Origin of the sequence: Rufibacter roseolus (assembly GCF_017916365.1) — a bacterium.
Taxonomy (GTDB): domain Bacteria; phylum Bacteroidota; class Bacteroidia; order Cytophagales; family Hymenobacteraceae; genus Nibribacter; species Nibribacter roseolus.
The window spans coordinates 1,891,907-1,908,999 of sequence record NZ_JAFMSU010000001.1 but is presented as its reverse complement, the minus strand read 5'-3'; the positions used below and the strand labels follow the sequence as shown (position 1 = coordinate 1,908,999).

The following is a 17,093-nucleotide window of genomic DNA, read 5'->3' as shown; positions in this document are numbered from 1 at the left end:
TTTAGGAGCCGTTTTCTTTAAAACAGGCTCTAAACGGCACGTTTCCCACCCTGCTTCCAAACCTGCGCTTAGTTCCTTACATTTAGAGACCCAAACCAATCTACACAAACTACTTCTCCTTTATGATTAAACATTTACCCAAGCTCTTCTGCCTGTCTTTACTGGCCCTGGGGCAGGCGCAGGCCCAAACGTTGCCCAAGGCGCAGTTCAACCAGATGAAGGCCCGCAGCATTGGGCCGGGCGTGATGAGCGGCCGCGTAACGGCCATTGACGCGGTGGTGAGCAATCCAGACATCATGTACGTGGGCGCAGCCTCGGGCGGCGTTTGGAAAAGCGAGAACGGCGGCACCACCTTTACCCCGGTCTTTGATGAGCAGCCTAACATCAACATCGGGTCACTGGCTATCCAGCAGAGCAACCCCAGCGTAGTGTGGGCCGGTACCGGCGAGGGCAATCCCCGCAACTCGGTGAACATGGGTAACGGCATCTACAAAAGCATTGACGGCGGCCGCACCTGGAAACACATGGGTTTGGACAAGACCTTCAACATCCACCGCATCATCATTGACCCCTCTAACCCAGACGTGGTGTACGCGGGCGTGATCGGGTTGCCGTTCGGAGACCACCCCGAGCGCGGCTTGTACAAGACTACCAACGGCGGCCAGAGCTGGGAGCGCGTGCTGTTCACGAATGAGAAATCGGGGGTGGCCGAGATGGTCATGGACCCCAGCAACCCCAACAAACTGATCGTGGCTATGTGGGAACACCGCCGCACGGGCTGGGATTTCAAATCGGGAGGTCCGGGATCAGGATTATACATCACGTATGACGGCGGGAAAACCTGGCGGAAGAAAGGCGCGGCTGACGGTTTGCCGGCCGGGGACTTCGGGCGATTGGGCCTGGCGCAAAGCCGCAGCATGCCCAGCCGCATTTACGCCATGGTAGAGGCCACCAAAAACGGTCTGTACCGCTCAGACGATGGCGGCGAGAAGTGGACCAAGGTGACCGAGGACCCTTCCATCGTGACGAACCGCGCCTTCTACTTCAACGAAATCTACGTCGATCCTAAAAACGAGAACCGCATCTACATGCTGTACCAGCCGGTGGCGGTGAGCGAAGACGGCGGCAAGACGTTCAACGTGACGGCCTCCATGGACGCGGTCCACGCCGACCACCAGGCCTTTTGGATCCACCCGGAGAACCCGAACCTGATTCTGGACGGGAACGACGGCGGCCTGGCCATCAGCCGGGACCGGGGCAAGACCTGGAGCTTCCCGGAGGCGCTTCCTTTTGGGCAGTTCTACCACATCAACGTAGACAACGAGGTGCCTTACAACGTGTACGGCGGCCTGCAGGACAACGGCTCCTGGACCGGACCGGCCTATACTTTTACCCGCGGCGGCCTTCGTAACTACTACTGGCAAACCGTGCAGGGCGGCGATGGCTTTGACGTTGTGCCAGACCCGGAGGATGCCCGCTACGGCTACGCGATGTCACAGGGCGGAAGCCTGGCGCGCTATGACAAAGAAACCGGCAACTCCTACATCGCCAAACCTACGGCACCGGACCTCAAGACCAAACTACGCTTTAACTGGAACGCGGCCATCGCGCTGGACCCGTTCAACAAAGGCGGTATTTTCTACGCGAGCCAGTTCCTGCACCAGTCCGCAGACAAAGGCCTGAGCTGGAAAACCATCTCACCAGATTTGACCCGCAACAACCCCGCCCAGCAGAAACAAATGGAAAGCGGTGGCCTGAGTCTGGACATCACCTCCGCCGAGAACCACAACACCATCCTCACCATCGCGCCCAGCACACTGGAGAAAGGCGTGATCTGGGTAGGCACCGATGACGGACACGTGCAGCTCACCCGCGACGGCGGCAAGACCTGGACGAACCTGCGCGACCGTCTGCCCGGCTTGCCCGCCGAGGCCTGGATTCCGCAGATCACTGCCTCGCGCCACCGTGCCGGCGAAGCGTTCGTGGTGGCCAACCATTATCGTTTCGGGAAGGATTTCAGCGCTTACGTGTACCGCTCCACCGATTTCGGGAAAACCTGGACCCGCCTGGTAGATGACAAGAAAGTACGCGGCTACGCCCTTTCCTTCCTGCAGGACCCCACCCAACCAAATCTAATGTTCACCGGGACCGAGCACGGCCTCTGGGTGAGCATCAACGGGGGCAAAGACTGGACTCAGTGGACCCAAGGCTTGCCTTCAGTGCCGGTGATGGACCTGGCCATCCAGGAGCGTGAAGCCGATCTGGTTATCGGGACGTTTGGCCGCGCCGTGTACGTGCTGGACAATATCAAACCGTTGCGCCAGTTAGCGGCTGATAATGGAAAAACCCTCCAGAAACCGTTGGCCGTGTTTGAGCCCTCAGAAGCCTATCTGGCCTCTTACGCCTCGGCACCCGGCTACGGCTCCGAGGCCGACAACCTGTACCAGGCCGCCAACAAACCGGCCGGCGCCACGGTAACCTATTACATCAAACCCAAAGCCACTACGCCAGCCCCGGCCAGCGGCAAAAAAGCGGCCCCTAAAAAGAAGAAGCCCGCTACAGAACTGAACAAAGAAACCGGTGAGCGCATGGCCACTTCCCTGCCCGCCCGCGACAGCGCCTCGGTTCCGGCCGTAGCCCGCGTGAAGGCAGATTCCCTGCAGCTCCGCATCTTCGATGCCGATAACAGACTCATCAGGACCCTGCGCCAGAAGCCAGACTCTACCTTAGGTTTCCAACGGATGACCTGGAACCTGACCGAACGCGGTATCCGGCAACCCAGCGGGGGGCGTGGCCAGCGAGGCGGCGGCGGAGAGCCATCGGGGAACCCGGTGCTGCCCGGTACCTACAAACTGGTGATGCAATACGCCGGCAGCAAAGACTCCACGTTCGTGACCGTGAAAGCAGACCCGCGCTTCCCGTTCCAGAAAGAGAACGTGATCGCCCGCCGGCAACTGGGTGAGCGCCTGAACAAGCAGACCCAGCAATTGACTGAGGTGCTGGACCGCCTGCAGGAAGCCTCTGAGGCCACCGAGGCCATCAACACCCAACTGAAATTAGCGAGTGGCAAAGAGAAAGCCGAGTTGCAGCGCTCCACCAAAGCCATGCAGGACTCTATTAAGACTTACCGCGAGATGATCCAGGGGCAAGGCCTCTCCCGCCAGGGGTACGGCCGCCCAAGTCAGCTTACGGCGGTTTCCAAACTGCAGGAAGCGCGCTCTTACGTGACCGGCCGCATGGAGCCTATTACCCAAACCGAGACGCAACTAGTAGAGCAGGCCGAAACCCTCACCCAGGAAGCGGTAGGCAAGGTGAACACCTTCTTCTCTACCGTATGGGCCGGGTACAAGCAGAAAGTGCAGTCGGCGGCGCTCAGCGTGTTCAAGGACAAAGACAACAAAGTGGTGCTTTAAGCCCGATTTCTGAAAAACGGCCCTGAAAAGCCCCGCTGCCTTACAGTAGCGGGGCTTTTGTTTTTGCTGCGTTTGGCCTCCTTCCCTTTTCCAGGCGTAGGAACCCGTTTTCTTTGTCCATCCGGTGACAACCTCTAAAATTAACAGCCCGGAGAACCTGTTACAATTTGATTTTCTGTATATTGAATCAGGATCATCCATACACCTGAGCCATGAAAACAACCGAAGCCGCCGAACTTCAGGACCTGGCCCTTTTCAAACAGGTTCCTTTGGAGCAACTCTCCTGGATGCTGGAGCACGCCACCTTTCTGGAGCTTATGCCCGGCCAAACACTCTTCCAGAAGGGAGAACCCGCCGAGAACATGTACGTGGTGCTGGAAGGCCAGATAGACGTGCGGCTAGAGGAAAGCGGGCTCTTAAAACAGGTCTTTACCTTCCATAAAGGGGAAATCACCGGCGTGATGCCTTTTTCCCGGCTTACCCATACCAAGGGCGTGGGCCAGGCAGTGAAGCCTACCCTATTGCTGGTGCTGCACAAAAGCAACTTTCCCGAGCTGGAGCGAAACAACCCCGATCTGCTGCAGGTGCTGGTCAGCCTCATGGCCGATAGGGTACGCGATTTCACCCAGATGCAGCAGTTCAACGAGAAGCTCCTGGCCTTGGGCAAGCTCTCGGCGGGCCTGGCCCATGAGCTCAACAACCCCTCGGCGGCCATCGTGCGGAGCTCCGCCGAGCTGCTGCGCATCCACCACAACGTTCCCCAGAAATTCAAGCGCGTGATGATGATGCACCTCACGCCGGAACAAGTGGACCAGGTGGTGGAATTCACCTTCGCCAAGATTCAGAGCTGCAAACTGAGCACCCACACCATGCTGGAAAAAAGCCGGCAGGAAGACGAGTTGCTGGAATGGATGGAAGACCGCCAGTTGGAAGACCCCTACCCCCTGGCCGATATTTTCGTGGAGACCGGCCTGGACCTGGACGACTTGAACCTGGTGGAAAAAATCCTGGACGGGAAGCACCTGGACGAGGTTCTGGAATGGGTGGCTAACGCCCTAACTACCGAGCGCGTGATCAATGACATCCAGGTGGCCTCCAAACGGATATTTGACCTGGTGAGCGCCGTTAAAACCTACTCGCACATGGACCAGGCGCAGGACAAACAGCCGGTCACCTTGCCCAAGGAAATCCAGAGCACGCTCACCATGCTGGGCCACAAGCTCAAGGAAAAGCGCATCCAGGTGCAGGAAACCTATGCCCCGGACCTGCCCAAAGTCACGGTCTACGCCGGCGAGCTGAACCAGGTCTGGACCAACCTGCTGGACAACGCCATTGACGCCGCCCCGGATCAGGGAACGGTGGAAATCAAGGCCTGGCCCGAGGGGAAAACTGTCAAAGTAAGCATCACAGACAACGGCACCGGCATAGCACCGGACATCATGGGCCGCATCTTTGACCCATTCTTCACCACCAAGCCCATGGGCAAAGGCAGCGGCCTGGGGCTGGACATCGTGCGCAAGATCATCCAGCACCACGGGGCAGAAATCTTCGTGACCTCGGTTCCGGGTCAGACCACTTTCACCGTGCAACTGCCGCTGTAAGGCCCTCCGTTTTCATCCTTCTTTTGAGAAACCATCCATGAAACAGCCCATCATTTTCGCGTTAGACGATGATCCGCAGGTGCTCAAGGCCCTGGTGCGCGATGTCCGGCAACAGTTCCGGAAAGAGTACAAAGTCCTGAGCACCTCCTCGGCCCTGGAAGCCCTGGAAAGCCTGAAAACCCTCAAGAACCAAAGCGAAACCATCGCCCTTTTCATCTGTGACCAGCGCATGCCCGAGATGCCCGGCGTGGATTTTATGGAGCAGGCCATCAAGATTTTCCCGGATGCCAAGCGGGTGTTGCTCACCGCCTATTCAGATACGGAGGCCGCCATCAAGGCCATTAACGCGGTGGGCCTTCACTACTACCTGCTCAAACCCTGGGACCCGCCCGAGGAGCGGCTGTACCCGGTCATTCAAGATTTGCTGGACGAGTGGCAGGCCACGTTTATTCCTGAATATACCGGCCTGCGGGTCATCGGGAACCAGTGGTCGCCTAAATCGCACCAACTCAAGGATTTCTTGGGCGCCAACCTGTTCCCCTTCCAGTGGCTGAACGTGGACGAACCCAACCAGGCCATGGAACTGCTGCGCCTGAACAACCTGAATGAGAGCCAGCTGCCCGTGGTTTTCTTTGAAGACGGCTCCTACCTCTGCCAGCCCGAGATTCCGTCCATCGCCCAGAAACTGGGCCTGAAATCCAACGCGACGAACTCTCTGTACGATGTGGTCCTGATTGGGGCCGGTCCGGCCGGGTTGGCGGGCGCGGTGTACGGCGCCTCGGAGGGCCTAAAGACCTTGCTGATAGACAAAAAAGCACCCGGCGGGCAGGCAGGCACCAGCTCCCGCATTGAGAATTACCTGGGTTTCCCCAACGGCCTCAGCGGCAGCGATCTGGCGCACCGCGCCATCGTGCAGGCTACCCGCCTTGGCACCGAGTTCCTGTCGCCGCAGGAGGTGGTGGAGATCAGGTTACAGGACCAGTACAAGATTGTACGGCTGTCCAACGGCAACGAGATCAGCAGCCGCAGCATCATCATTACCACCGGCGTGGATTACCGTAAACTGGAGGCCCCGGGCGTAGAGGAATTCACGGGAGCGGGCATTTATTACGGTGCCGCCATGAGTGAGGCCCACGCGTTCAAAGGGAAACAGGTCTACATTGTGGGCGGCGGAAACTCGGCGGGGCAGGCCGCCATGCATCTGTCCAAGTACGCGGCGCAGGTGATCATCATCATCCGGAAACCAGACCTGAGTTCCACCATGTCGCAGTACCTCATAGACCAGATTAAGGGGACGGCCAACATCCAATTGCTGCCCTTCACCGAGGTAGCGGAGGCCCGCGGCGACCAACGGCTGACCTGCCTGGTGCTGCGCAACGATCAGGATAACACCACGAAGACCGTTCCCGCCGATGCCCTGTTCATCTTCATCGGGTCCAAACCCTTCACCGACTGGATCAAGCTGGACATCATCAAAAACTCCAAAGGCTGCGTGGAAACCGGCCGCGACCTGCAGAAGTACCCGCTCTTCCAGAAAACCTGGAAACTCCCCCGTGACCCGTACCTGCTAGAGACCTGCGTGCCCGGTATTTTCGCCGCCGGCGATGTGCGGGCGGGCGCCATGAACCGGGTGGCCTCGGCGGTAGGCGAAGGCGCCATGGCCATCAAATACGTGCACGAATACCTCGCTGAAACCTAAGATTCTTTCTGATGATGGAAACCAAAGTTTGTGAGCACCTGCCTTCTCCGGAGGACCTGAAGCCGGCTATCTCTCACGTATGCGCCAAATGCGTGGCCATGGGTAGCACCTGGGTGCACCTACGCCTCTGCCAGACCTGTGGTGAAACCCACTGCTGCGACTCCTCGCCCAACCGGCACGCCACCAAACATTACCTGGAGACGAAGCACCCCGTTATCACCTCGGCGCAACCCGGCGAGAGCTGGGCCTGGTGCTACGAAGATCAGTTGTTCATGCCTGCCTTATGATTGTTTATGAGGCGAATAAAAGCTGGCTGCGGGATGTCCGGCACTTGTCGGTGAGTTACACCATGAAACGCATCATGCAGCACACGCTGGTCATGGGTGCTATCACGGCCGTCATTGCCTTTCTCACCTTAGATGTTCTGCAACTTCCCCCTTGGAAAATTGAGGGCAGCTTGTTTTCCCTGCTGGGCATTGTGCTGTCCATTTTGCTGGTATTCCGGACCAATAGCGCGTATGACCGCTGGTGGGAAGGTCGCCAACTCTGGGGCAGACTGGTCAATGACAGCCGTAACCTGGCGGTGATGGCACACGCAGCCCTCCCCGAAGAAGACCTGGATACCCGTCGGTTTCTGGCCGTGCACCTGGCCAACTTCGGCTATACCCTAAAAGAGCACCTCCGGAAAGGGGTACAGTTGGAGGACCTCATTTTCCTCTCGCCAGAAGAGCACCAGCTATACGCCAGCAAAGCCCACTTGCCTAGTTTTCTGGCCTGGCAAATTCAGCACCTCATTCAGCAGAGCTTCCGAAACGGCGACATAGCCGGCGAAGACCACCTGAACCTGAAGGTGCATACGCAAGCCCTGCTGGAGGTAACCGGCGCCTGTGAGCGCATCAAGAAAACACCCATTCCGTTTTCTTACAACGTGTACCTCAAGCTGTACATCATGGTGTACACCGGCATTCTACCCTTCGGCCTGATTCCGCATTTCGGGTACTTTGCCATTCTGTTTGTGATGTTCATTGCCTTCGCTTTTTTGGGTGTGCAGCTCATGGCCGAGGAGATTGAAGACCCGTTCGGGCTGGACTGCAACGACCTGCCCACCGGCGATATCGCGCATACCATCAAGAAGAATGTCTTTGAGATTTTGGAAGTACGGCACGTAGAAAACGAGCCGGAGAAGAATTTGTACCAGAAAGTATTTTGAGTCTGTTTTGGCTAAAATGGCGTTCACTTTTGCTTTCTCTGAAGCTAACGTGGGAACGTATTGCTGTGTAGCACCACATCGTTACGGTGTACCTACGCTAAAAAAAGATCCCCATCGGCTTTAACCAATGGGGATCTTTCATGTATCCTAAACAGCAGCTTAGCTGGCTATGGTCTTTCTCTCGATCTCGCGGAGGTTCTCCATTTTCTTGTTGCGCAGGAAGCCGTTGATGTCCTCGAAGTGCTCGCGGACGCGCTTGTTCCCGAACTCAAATACTTTCTCGGCCAGGCCGTCCAGGAAGTCGCGGTCGTGGGAAACTAGGATCAGGGTTCCGTCAAAGGCTTTGAGGGCGTCTTTCAGGATGTCCTTGGTTTTGATGTCCAAGTGGTTCGTGGGCTCATCCAAGATGAGCAGGTTCACGGGCTGTAGCAGAAGCTTGATCATGGCCAGACGGGTTTTCTCGCCGCCCGAAAGCATTTTCACTTTCTTCTCCACGGTATCGCCGCTGAACATGAAGGCACCCAGGATGTCTTTGATGCGGGTCCGGATGTCACCTACGGCAATCTGGTCGATGGTCTGGAACACCGTCAGGTCCTCGTCCATGAGGGAAGCCTGGTTCTGTGCGAAGTACCCGATCATAGAGTTATGGCCCAATTGCAGTTTGCCCTCGAAGTCAATCTCCCCCATGATGGCTTTGATAAGCGTGGATTTACCCTCGCCGTTCTTGCCTACAAAGGCTACTTTCTCGCCGCGCTCAATGGTCATGGAGGCATCTTGGAAAACGGTATGGTCGCCGTACTTCTTGGTGAGTTCCTCCACAATCACGGGGTAGTTACCGGAGCGCGGGGCGGGCGGGAACTTCAGGCTTAGTGCCGAGGTGTCCACTTCGTCCACTTCCACCAGTTCCATTTTCTCCAGCATCTTCACGCGCGACTGCACTTGCAGCGTTTTGGAGTAAGTTCCCTTGAAACGCTCAATAAACGCGGTGATATCGGCGATCTCCTTTTGTTGGTCATCATACTGGCGCTGCTGCTGCTCGCGGCGCTCTTTACGCAGCTGTAAATATTGGGTGTAAGGAACCTTGTAGTCGTAGATGCGGCCCATGGTCACCTCAATGGTGCGGTTGGTGATGTTGTCCACGAAGGTCTTGTCGTGGGAAATCACGATCACGGCTTTGGCGTTGTTCACCAGGAAATCCTCCAACCACTGCACCGATTCAATGTCCAGGTGGTTCGTAGGCTCATCCAGCAGAATCAGGTCTGGTTTCTGCAACAGGATTTTGGCCAGCTCAATGCGCATGCGCCATCCGCCGGAGAACTCGCTGGTGGAGCGGGTGAAATCTGAGCGGAGGAAGCCCAGGCCCAGGAGCGTTTTCTCTACCTCGGCATCGAAGTTGATTTCCTCAATAGAGTAGTATTTTTCGCTCAGTTCAGAGACATCCTCAATCAGCTTCATGTAGGCATCAGACTCGTAGTCGGTGCGGGTTTCCAGCTGGGTATTGAGCTCGTCCATTTTGGCCTTCATTTCCAGAATCTGCCCGAAAGCCTTGGAAGCCTCGGCAAAAACCGTGCTCTCGTCTTTGGTAAGCAAATGCTGCGGCAAATAGGCGATCACCGCATCTTTGGGTGCCGATACTTTACCTTTGGTAGGCTTGTTTACCCCGGCAATGATCTTGAGGAGGGTGGATTTACCGGCCCCGTTTTTCCCCATGAGGGCGATGCGGTCGGTTTCATTGATGTTGAAGGTAACGTTACTAAAAAGAGCCGCGCCGTTAAACTCAACGGCGACCGAATCAACTGAAATCATGGTGCGTTTTACAATTAGAAAACAAAGATACTAGTATTTCCCCGATTAGGCTGACTTTCAAAAGCATCAGAAGTTACAAGGACTTGGGGAAATCTCTCAGGAACCAGCACAACACAGATCGCATTAGATTTGCTCCATTTGTGGTCTGTTTTTAGAAAATCGGCCTGAAAGTATTATTTTAATGATGAATTATGGTGAACTGAAAACCAGGCGCTGCAACCTAATGGGCCTGAGCAGGGTCATGTAAAAAAGCCAAAGCGATGCGTATGAAGAATATCCTCTACCCTTTCCTGTTTTTACTCATGGCCATCAGTTGCACCCCGGCAGACGAGATCTCCCCCGAGCCAGATCCAAATGCTTATAGGCCAGGGACGCTGGTGCCTTCTCAGGCAATTGGTCAATGGAAGCTGGTGAAGATGACTCATCGGGCCCAGATAAGGGGCCAATCTGATTATACATATTCCTTACCCTATGAGGAAGTCTTGCACTTGCAACCTGATAGTTCTGTCATAAGGTACCGGAACGGCGTAAAGGCGACAGGGTCATTTTCCGTCAAAACCAATCACACTGCCACACAATGGTACGTTGCCGTCAAATTTGATGATCCTTCAGTGGCATTCCACACCTTCGGGAATCGTAACCAAGGGTTTGGTCAAGAGATGTGGCTGGGGAACGGGGAAGCGGAATACCTCCTGTTAGACTACTCGCCCGCAGATGGGCCAACTGCTTATTACCAGAAAGTGACGGAGACGAAGTAGATTTCTCCATTTCATTATCCATTTTGTTTCAGCAACCGTTTCAGGCCTGTTTTTAGGGAAACAGGCCTGAAACGGTTTTGCCTAGGAGAATAGAAACGGGCTGGCTCAGGAGGCTGGTTACCCGAAATAGTCGTACCTTTTCAAAAAAGAACACTTCATTTACGGCAAAACCTGGCGGCGGGCACACGCATGGAATGGTTTTTGCCGTTGTGCTGCTATGAAAATCCCGAATAAGAATATACTAAGAACCTCGGCCAGCCTGCTTTTGGCTGGCTTTACTGTGTTCCCGGCGCTGGCCCAGGATGATCCGGTTTCTTCCGTCTCGGAACTTGACCAAGCCTACGTGAACTGGCACAACCTGGACCCCACGCAGGACAAAATCCAAGGCACGGGCGTGAACAGAGCCTACAAAGAACTACTGACCAACAAAAAGCCGAAGAAAACGATTGTGGTGGCGGTGGTTGACTCCGGCATTGACATACTCCACGAAGACCTGAAAGGCCGCATCTGGACGAACAAGAAAGAAGTGGCCGGCAACGGCCAGGACGATGACCAGAACGGCTACGTAGATGACGTAAACGGCTGGGGTTTTCTGGGCAATGCCAAAGGCGAGAACATCCGCTATGAGACCTATGAGTACGTGCGCCAACTGCGCCGCCTGGCGCCTACCTATGAGAAGGTAAACTCCATCTCCGAGGTGCCGCTGGCCCAACAGCCCGAGTACAGGCTCTACCAGCAAAGCAAACAACTCTACGACAAGGAACTGGCCAAATACCAGCAGACCCGGCAAACCCTGGCGGCTTTTGAGAAGGTCCTCATCCAGGTGCAGAACGTGCTGGCTAATCACCTCCAAACAAAGGAATACACCTTGCAGGACGTGCAGCGCATTTCTTCTCCGGACCAGAATGTGATGAACGCCAAAAACTGGCTCCTGAGCAAATACAGCCAAGGCCTCACGGTAGAGGCTTTCCTCAAGTACAAAGAGCACACCGATACTTTCCTGGACAAGCACCTGAACCTGGACTTCAACCCGCGTACCATCATCAATGACAACCCACAATCCATCACGGATAAAAAGTACGGGAACAACGATGTGGTGGGCCCGCGCCCAACCCACGGCACCCCGGTGTCTGGCCTCATTGCCGGGCTCCGCGGAAACAACCTGGGCATTGACGGCATTGCCGAGGACGTGCAGATCATGGCCTTGCGGGCCGTGCCAGAAGGTGACGAGCGCGATAAAGACATCGCGCTGGCCATCAGGTACGCCGTGGACAACGGAGCCAACATCATCAACATGAGCTTTGGGAAGATTATGTCGCCGGAGAAATCGTTTGTGGACGAGGCCATAAAATACGCCGAGTCCAAGAACGTGCTGCTGGTGCACGCGGCCGGCAACGAGGCCACCGACAACGACAAAGTCACCCACTACCCCACTCGCGTATTGAATGATGGTTCCCAAATCAAGACCTGGATTGAGGTAGGCGCCTCTTCGCGGATGCTGGGCAAAGACTTTGTGGGCGTGTTCTCCAACTACGGCAAGCAGACGGTAGACCTTTTCGCGCCTGGCGTGGACATTGTCTCCCTGGCCCCGGAAAACAAATACGGCAAAATGGACGGCACCAGCTTCTCCAGCCCTATTGTGAGCGGCGTGGCCGCGCTGGTATGGTCTTACTACCCAGAACTCACGGCGGCGGAACTGAAAGATGTCATCCTGAAATCGGCGACGGTGTACCCCAAGGAAACCGCGCTGTACCCTAACCTGGAAGGCGAAGCCCGTAAGAAAGCCCGTTTCGCGGACCTTTCCCGCACCGGTGGCTTGGTGAATGCCTACAATGCACTGATGCTCGCAGAGAAAACGGTAAACCAGAAAGCTCCCAAAAGCTAAGCTACCGTCTGGAAAGCAATAACCAAACAGAGCGGCCTCTGATCTAACAATCAGAGGCCGCTCTGTTTTTATGCCGATTTCTCAAAATCAGTGAAGAAACAAGGCTGAGGTAAGAATTTCCTTTACCGGTTACCGGGAAGCAGAAAAGTAATCTCAACCAATCATTGAAAAGTCCAGTTAAACTTTACCCATCTCTTTAAATGATAAAACACCTTTTATCCAATCACTTGCCATTAAAAAGCTGCTCATTTCGCAGACTTTGGTGTTTTAAACTTTCTTAACAATGGTACATTTATACTCTTTGGCAGAATTGCCTAAAAAGATGCAGGGGCTGGCTATCAAGAGAACTAAAGAAAGTCTATCTTTGTCTTACGCTCTACTAAACCCTCTTATTTAATACTATTATTGCATGAAACGTTTACTCAAAAAAGCCATTAAACCCTTTCTGCCTTCTTATGAGGTGGTGACCACTACCTATCAGGTGATCCCGGGTTTGCCTATCACCAAGAAGCTGTCTACCCACTCTTTTGAGAAAGGTGAATCCAAAGAGGCGAAAGAATTCTACGGCAAAGTGGTTTCTTCTGATTTCACCAAAAAGCTGGCGCCAGTGGAAGTGCAACTGCGCGTAGCAGGCATCACCATCAAGAAAGCACAGTACGGCCCTATTGAGAAATTCAACAAAAAGAAAATCGCGCAGCAGGCGTAGTTTCTGCAGAATACATATTTCGTGAAAAGCCTTTCTGCCAGTAACAGAAAGGCTTTTTTATGCTCTTCCGGCTGTCACCACTTATTAGATGGATGCAGAAGAGGCCGTAAACAAACAAGCCCGGAATAGGGCTTATTTGTTGAAACTGGGCTTGAAACGGATCAGCCTTCGGCGCGGCCGCTTTCCAAGGATTTGGAGCTTACCGCGGGCTCGGCCTCGGGGTTCAGGTTCCATTCATTGTTGAGCACCGTAATGGCGTAGTTGGAGGTCATATCAAACTGGCAGGGCACTACGGAAACATAGTTCTGGGCCAGGGCGGCCTCATCAGTGTCTTCGCCTTTGTCATGGTTCACGAAATTACCGGTGAGCCAGAAATACACGCGGCCATGCGGGTCTTTGCGCTCATCAAACTCTTCTTCCCATTTGGCGCGGGCCTGGCGGCAAACCTTGATGCCCGCAATAGGCTTCTCAGACTTCTTGGGGAAATTCACGTTCAGGGCCACGCCGGCCGGAATCCCGAACTCCAGCGCCTGGCGCGTGATCAGCTCTACGTATTCCTCGGTGTGCGAGAAGTCAATGTCATGGCCGTAGTCGCAGAGCGAGAAGCCAATGGCGGGCAGGCCCTCAATGGCTGCCTCAATGGCCGCCGACATGGTACCAGAGTACAGCACGCTGATGCTGGAGTTGGAGCCGTGGTTGATACCGCTCACCACCAGGTCTGGCTTGCGGTTCTTGAGCACGTGGTGCTTGGCCAGCTTCACGCAGTCGGCGGGGGTGCCGGAGCACTCGTAAGATTCCACCTCATCAAATGCCAGCGACTTATCCAATCTAAGGGTGTTACCGATGGTGATGGCGTGCCCCATGCCACTCTGCGGCCCGTCTGGTGCCACTACCACTACCTCGCCTATCTTCTGCATCACCTTTACCAGCGTATGAATACCGGGCGCGGTGATTCCGTCATCGTTAGAAACTAAAATTAAGGGTTTCTTCTCCATAGTCAGTTCATAGTTTGGAGCCAAATTAGTCTGTATACGCACCACAGGCAAATTGAAATAGCGCAATTGGTGCAAACGCTTGCGTTCTGCAGGAAGAAACGTTAATTATGTTGTACGAAACTTGAATGGCTATGAAAAAGACAATCCTACTGTTCGGGACGCTGTTGGCGCTGGCGTCCTGCAAGCAAGATGCCTCCAACGCGCAAGACAATAACGAGACGCAGTTAGAAGAAGCCGCTGGCGATGTATCAACTGAGGCGGGTGAAGCAGCAACCCAGAGCCCCGACGGTGCCACTCCTGCCCCCGCTGCCTCTGAGCCAATGACTGAGGAACCACTGCCCGGCGCACCTTCCACGGCTTCTACACCGCCTTCGGCTGCCAATCCGCTCTTCAACCTTACCTTGCAAAGCGGCCAGGCCGGTCGGGTGAAGATTGGGATGTCTATAGATGAATTGAAAAAAGTCTACGGTGAGACAAAGCTCCGGTCCATTGAACACTCCATAGAAGGCAATACCACGGCGGCCTACGAGGTGCTGGGCGAGCGCCATCGCCCAGATCTGCGTGTGGAACAGGAATGCGCCGGCACGGCCTGCAAGGTATCCCGTATCACGGTCCTGAACCCCGCCTTCAAGAGCCAGAGCGGCGTGGGTATTGGCAGTACGTTCAGAGACGTGAAAGAGAACTTCAAGATCACCAGCGTGGCGCCCGGCGAGATCGGCTTTGTGGCCATCTCAGAGGATGCCAAAATCAGTTTCGTGCTGGACATGCGGGGTATACCGTCGCAGCGGTGGGCCAAGTTGAAGGTGAACGATGTGCCTAACTCCACGCTTGTTTCCGGGGTGATGCTCTACTAAGGTTACTCCTGAACAAAGGCAAAAGCCTGTCAAACAGAAGGGCCTGCACCACTGCAGGCCCTTCTGTTTGACAGGCTTTTCTTATGGCTGTTTTAAGGCCGGTTTTCTAAAAAGAGGCTTAAAACGGATTTCAAGTGCCGACAGGTTACTTGATTCTTTCCTGCAGCGCCGCGGCACTGAAAGACTTCTGGTTCAAGGAGGCGTACTTGAGGTCCTGGCTGCCTTTGAACGAGGCGCCTTTCCACTGCATGGGGTCTGAGAGTTTGGCGTATTTGAAGTTGGCCAGGCTGTTGAACACCGCGTTCTGGAAGTCGCCGCCCTGCGGGAAAGAGGCGTATTTGAAATCGGCCTCTTCATTGAAGGAGGCGCCTTTGAAATCTGCCTTGGCCGGGAAATTCACGTATTTGAAGTTGGCTACTTCGTTGAATCTGGCCTTGGCGAAATCTATTTTCCCGTTGAATTTGCTGTATTTGAAAAGCGCCTCGCGCTGGAAGGTGCTGCCGGCAAAAGAGACATCCTCCTTGAAAACAGAGTATTTGAAGGCGCTGCGTTTCTCAAAGGTGCATTTCTCAAAGCGCACGTCTTTCTCAAAATTGGTATTGTAGACCTCGTCTTTCCCCTTCTGCAGGTTCACTTTAACGCCGTCGCCGTCTATGCTGTTGGGGTTATAGTAGGCCAGCACATTACCTTGGAAGGTGCAGTTGGTAAAGGAAACCGGGGCGGTCACCGTGCTGGTGTATACTTTGCTGTCATGTTTGCCTCCGCCCTCTTGCTGCTTAGAGGTTTTATTCTGCAGTTGGGTCAGGTCAAGGTCGCCGGTGATGGTGGCATTCTGGTAAGAAACGGCCTCGCCGCGGTTGATTTTGGCTATAATCTCAGCGGCAGGAACAGAGGTCTGGGCCCAGGTCAGGGCAGGTAGCAAGAAAAACAGTAACAGCAGGTGGGTTAATCTTTTAGTCATGGCGGTAAAAGTTAAAGGTTGGGTTGATTCTGACACATGAGGTTGACCAAAGGCGGCTGCGCGACAGGAACCTTTCTACTCTACAGACAGCTGAATTGCCTGGGGGTTGCACCCGCCGGGCTAACTTTCGCTGTTTTTCCTTTTCTTTCGTAAAACCGATTCAAAAACTGATACCCCCTAATCTGTTTTTAACCATGGCTCCTTTGCGCAATTATTATCCTTACCAACACGCGGGTCTTTTGCTGCTCCGCATCGGCATCGGGTTTATGTTTATTCTGCACGGCTGGCCCAAGATCACGGGTGGCAAGGAAATGTGGGCCATGGTAGGTGCGGCCATGGCCAATGTTGGCATCACCTCGGGCGCCACTTTCTTCGGGTTCATGGCGGCTTTCGCCGAGACCGTGGGCGGGTTGTTCCTCATGCTGGGTCTGCTTTTCCGGCCCATCTTAGTGCTGCTGTTCATTACCATGGTCATGGCCTCCATCCACCATTTTACCGCCGGCGAGGGCATCAACGGGGCCTCGCACGCGCTGGAGATGGCAATTCTTTTCTTAAGCCTCTTTTTCATTGGCCCCGGCCGCTACAGCCTGGATGAGAAGTTACTGGGCAACGCCTCCAAAAACCGGCTGTACTAAAAAGTACATGGACTTTGGCCGATTATCTGTTTCGGGCGCGGTTTTGGGAAAATGGGCATTAAATAACTAGTCTGAACTATCTGGTAGTTGGCTGTAAAAGGAAACTATGAAATTAAAGTATCTGTGGATTTCAGGATTGCTAATATCATGTAGTGAGCCTCGTGTGCTAAAAGAAGCTAACTGGAACGGCAACAGAATCACCTGGGAAGTTCTGGACGGAGGTGCCACTTCTTCCTACAGGTGGCTTATTAATTTCTCTGAAGGAGAAGAAAATAGTAAAGAATTAATTTTTGAATCATATTCATCCCCTTACATAGAGGATATAGAGGTTTATGAGGATAAGCTCCTCATCCTTTGCCCGGATTTCAGGAATAAGGTTCACGATACTATCACCATCAATCTTAAGGAAATAGATAAGTACAAAGGCGAGCCTGTTGTCTATGAGCGGAATGTTTTAAAAAACAGCAATGGTGATTATAAAGAGCCAACTTTCGTGAAAGAGGACAGAGCGGATGCTCTAGCAAACGGCCTTAATTAAAGATGACTTCGGCAAACTGCAGCTTGGGTTAG

14 protein-coding genes are annotated in these 17,093 nt (G+C 54.4%); 11 read left to right on the top strand and 3 right to left on the bottom strand.

The features are described 5' to 3' along the window. The first annotated feature begins 122 nt into the window (after nt 1-122). From J3P35_RS07485 to J3P35_RS07465, 5 genes are all read left to right on the top strand, one after another. Complete coding sequence (locus tag J3P35_RS07485; RefSeq protein WP_210463704.1) at nt 123-3,413, top strand: VPS10 domain-containing protein; 3,291 nt, start codon at nt 123-125, stop codon at nt 3,411-3,413. A 212-nt stretch (nt 3,414-3,625) separates the two neighbouring features. After that, the gene (locus J3P35_RS07480; protein WP_210463703.1) at nt 3,626-5,014 is read left to right on the top strand and encodes an ATP-binding protein; all 1,389 of its coding nucleotides are present in this window, start codon (nt 3,626-3,628) and stop codon (nt 5,012-5,014) included. A gap of 37 nt (nt 5,015-5,051) precedes the next feature. Next, nucleotides 5,052-6,713 (top strand): FAD-dependent oxidoreductase, encoded by a 1,662-nt coding sequence (locus J3P35_RS07475; RefSeq protein ID WP_210463702.1) that lies wholly within the window; start codon nt 5,052-5,054, stop codon nt 6,711-6,713. An 11-nt stretch (nt 6,714-6,724) separates the two neighbouring features. After that, the gene (locus tag J3P35_RS07470; RefSeq protein WP_210463701.1) at nt 6,725-7,000 is read left to right on the top strand and encodes a UBP-type zinc finger domain-containing protein; all 276 of its coding nucleotides are present in this window, start codon (nt 6,725-6,727) and stop codon (nt 6,998-7,000) included. Then, on the top strand, nt 6,997-7,923 hold the full coding sequence (locus J3P35_RS07465; RefSeq protein ID WP_210463700.1) for a bestrophin family protein: 927 nt from the start codon (nt 6,997-6,999) through the stop codon (nt 7,921-7,923). The genes J3P35_RS07470 and J3P35_RS07465 overlap by 4 nt, the downstream gene beginning before the upstream one ends. A gap of 159 nt (nt 7,924-8,082) precedes the next feature. Here J3P35_RS07465 and J3P35_RS07460 read toward each other — a convergent pair whose 3' ends face one another. Beyond that, a complete protein-coding gene (locus tag J3P35_RS07460) occupies nt 8,083-9,729 on the bottom strand; it encodes an ABC-F family ATP-binding cassette domain-containing protein (RefSeq protein WP_210463699.1) in 1,647 nt (548 codons plus the stop codon). A 266-nt stretch (nt 9,730-9,995) separates the two neighbouring features. Between J3P35_RS07460 and J3P35_RS07455 the strand changes: the two genes are divergently transcribed. The 3 genes from J3P35_RS07455 to J3P35_RS07445 all read left to right on the top strand — a co-directional run bounded on the left by J3P35_RS07455 (nt 9,996) and on the right by J3P35_RS07445 (nt 13,078). Next, nucleotides 9,996-10,487 carry a hypothetical protein gene (locus J3P35_RS07455; RefSeq protein WP_210463698.1) on the top strand — a complete coding sequence of 164 codons (492 nt, stop codon included), beginning with the start codon at nt 9,996-9,998 and terminating at the stop codon, nt 10,485-10,487. Between the two features lie 217 nt (nt 10,488-10,704). Continuing rightward, on the top strand, nt 10,705-12,372 hold the full coding sequence (locus J3P35_RS07450) for a S8 family peptidase (RefSeq protein ID WP_210463697.1): 1,668 nt from the start codon (nt 10,705-10,707) through the stop codon (nt 12,370-12,372). 409 nt (nt 12,373-12,781) lie between these two features. Next, nucleotides 12,782-13,078 carry a hypothetical protein gene (locus tag J3P35_RS07445; RefSeq protein WP_210463696.1) on the top strand — a complete coding sequence of 99 codons (297 nt, stop codon included), beginning with the start codon at nt 12,782-12,784 and terminating at the stop codon, nt 13,076-13,078. Nucleotides 13,079-13,239: 161 nt separating this feature from the next. Here the strand turns inward: J3P35_RS07445 and surE are convergent, their stop codons facing one another. Beyond that, on the bottom strand, nt 13,240-14,073 hold the full coding sequence (gene surE / locus J3P35_RS07440) for a 5'/3'-nucleotidase SurE (RefSeq protein ID WP_210463695.1): 834 nt from the start codon (nt 14,071-14,073) through the stop codon (nt 13,240-13,242). Nucleotides 14,074-14,204: 131 nt separating this feature from the next. On the opposite strand from surE, the gene J3P35_RS07435 reads away from it, so the two are divergent. After that, nucleotides 14,205-14,927: a hypothetical protein gene (locus J3P35_RS07435; RefSeq protein ID WP_210463694.1), complete on the top strand. Its 723-nt coding sequence runs from the start codon at nt 14,205-14,207 to the stop codon at nt 14,925-14,927. A gap of 145 nt (nt 14,928-15,072) precedes the next feature. Here J3P35_RS07435 and J3P35_RS07430 read toward each other — a convergent pair whose 3' ends face one another. Beyond that, nucleotides 15,073-15,888, bottom strand: a complete 816-nt coding sequence (locus J3P35_RS07430; protein ID WP_210463693.1) for a pentapeptide repeat-containing protein — start codon at nt 15,886-15,888, stop codon at nt 15,073-15,075. Between the two features lie 194 nt (nt 15,889-16,082). Between J3P35_RS07430 and J3P35_RS07425 the strand changes: the two genes are divergently transcribed. Together J3P35_RS07425 and J3P35_RS07420 are read left to right on the top strand one after the other, a co-directional pair. Then, the gene (locus tag J3P35_RS07425; protein ID WP_210463692.1) at nt 16,083-16,523 is read left to right on the top strand and encodes a DoxX family protein; all 441 of its coding nucleotides are present in this window, start codon (nt 16,083-16,085) and stop codon (nt 16,521-16,523) included. A gap of 106 nt (nt 16,524-16,629) precedes the next feature. Next, entirely contained in the window at nt 16,630-17,061 is a 432-nt protein-coding gene (locus J3P35_RS07420; protein ID WP_210463691.1) for a hypothetical protein, read from the top strand. Nucleotides 17,062-17,093: the final 32 nt, after the last annotated feature.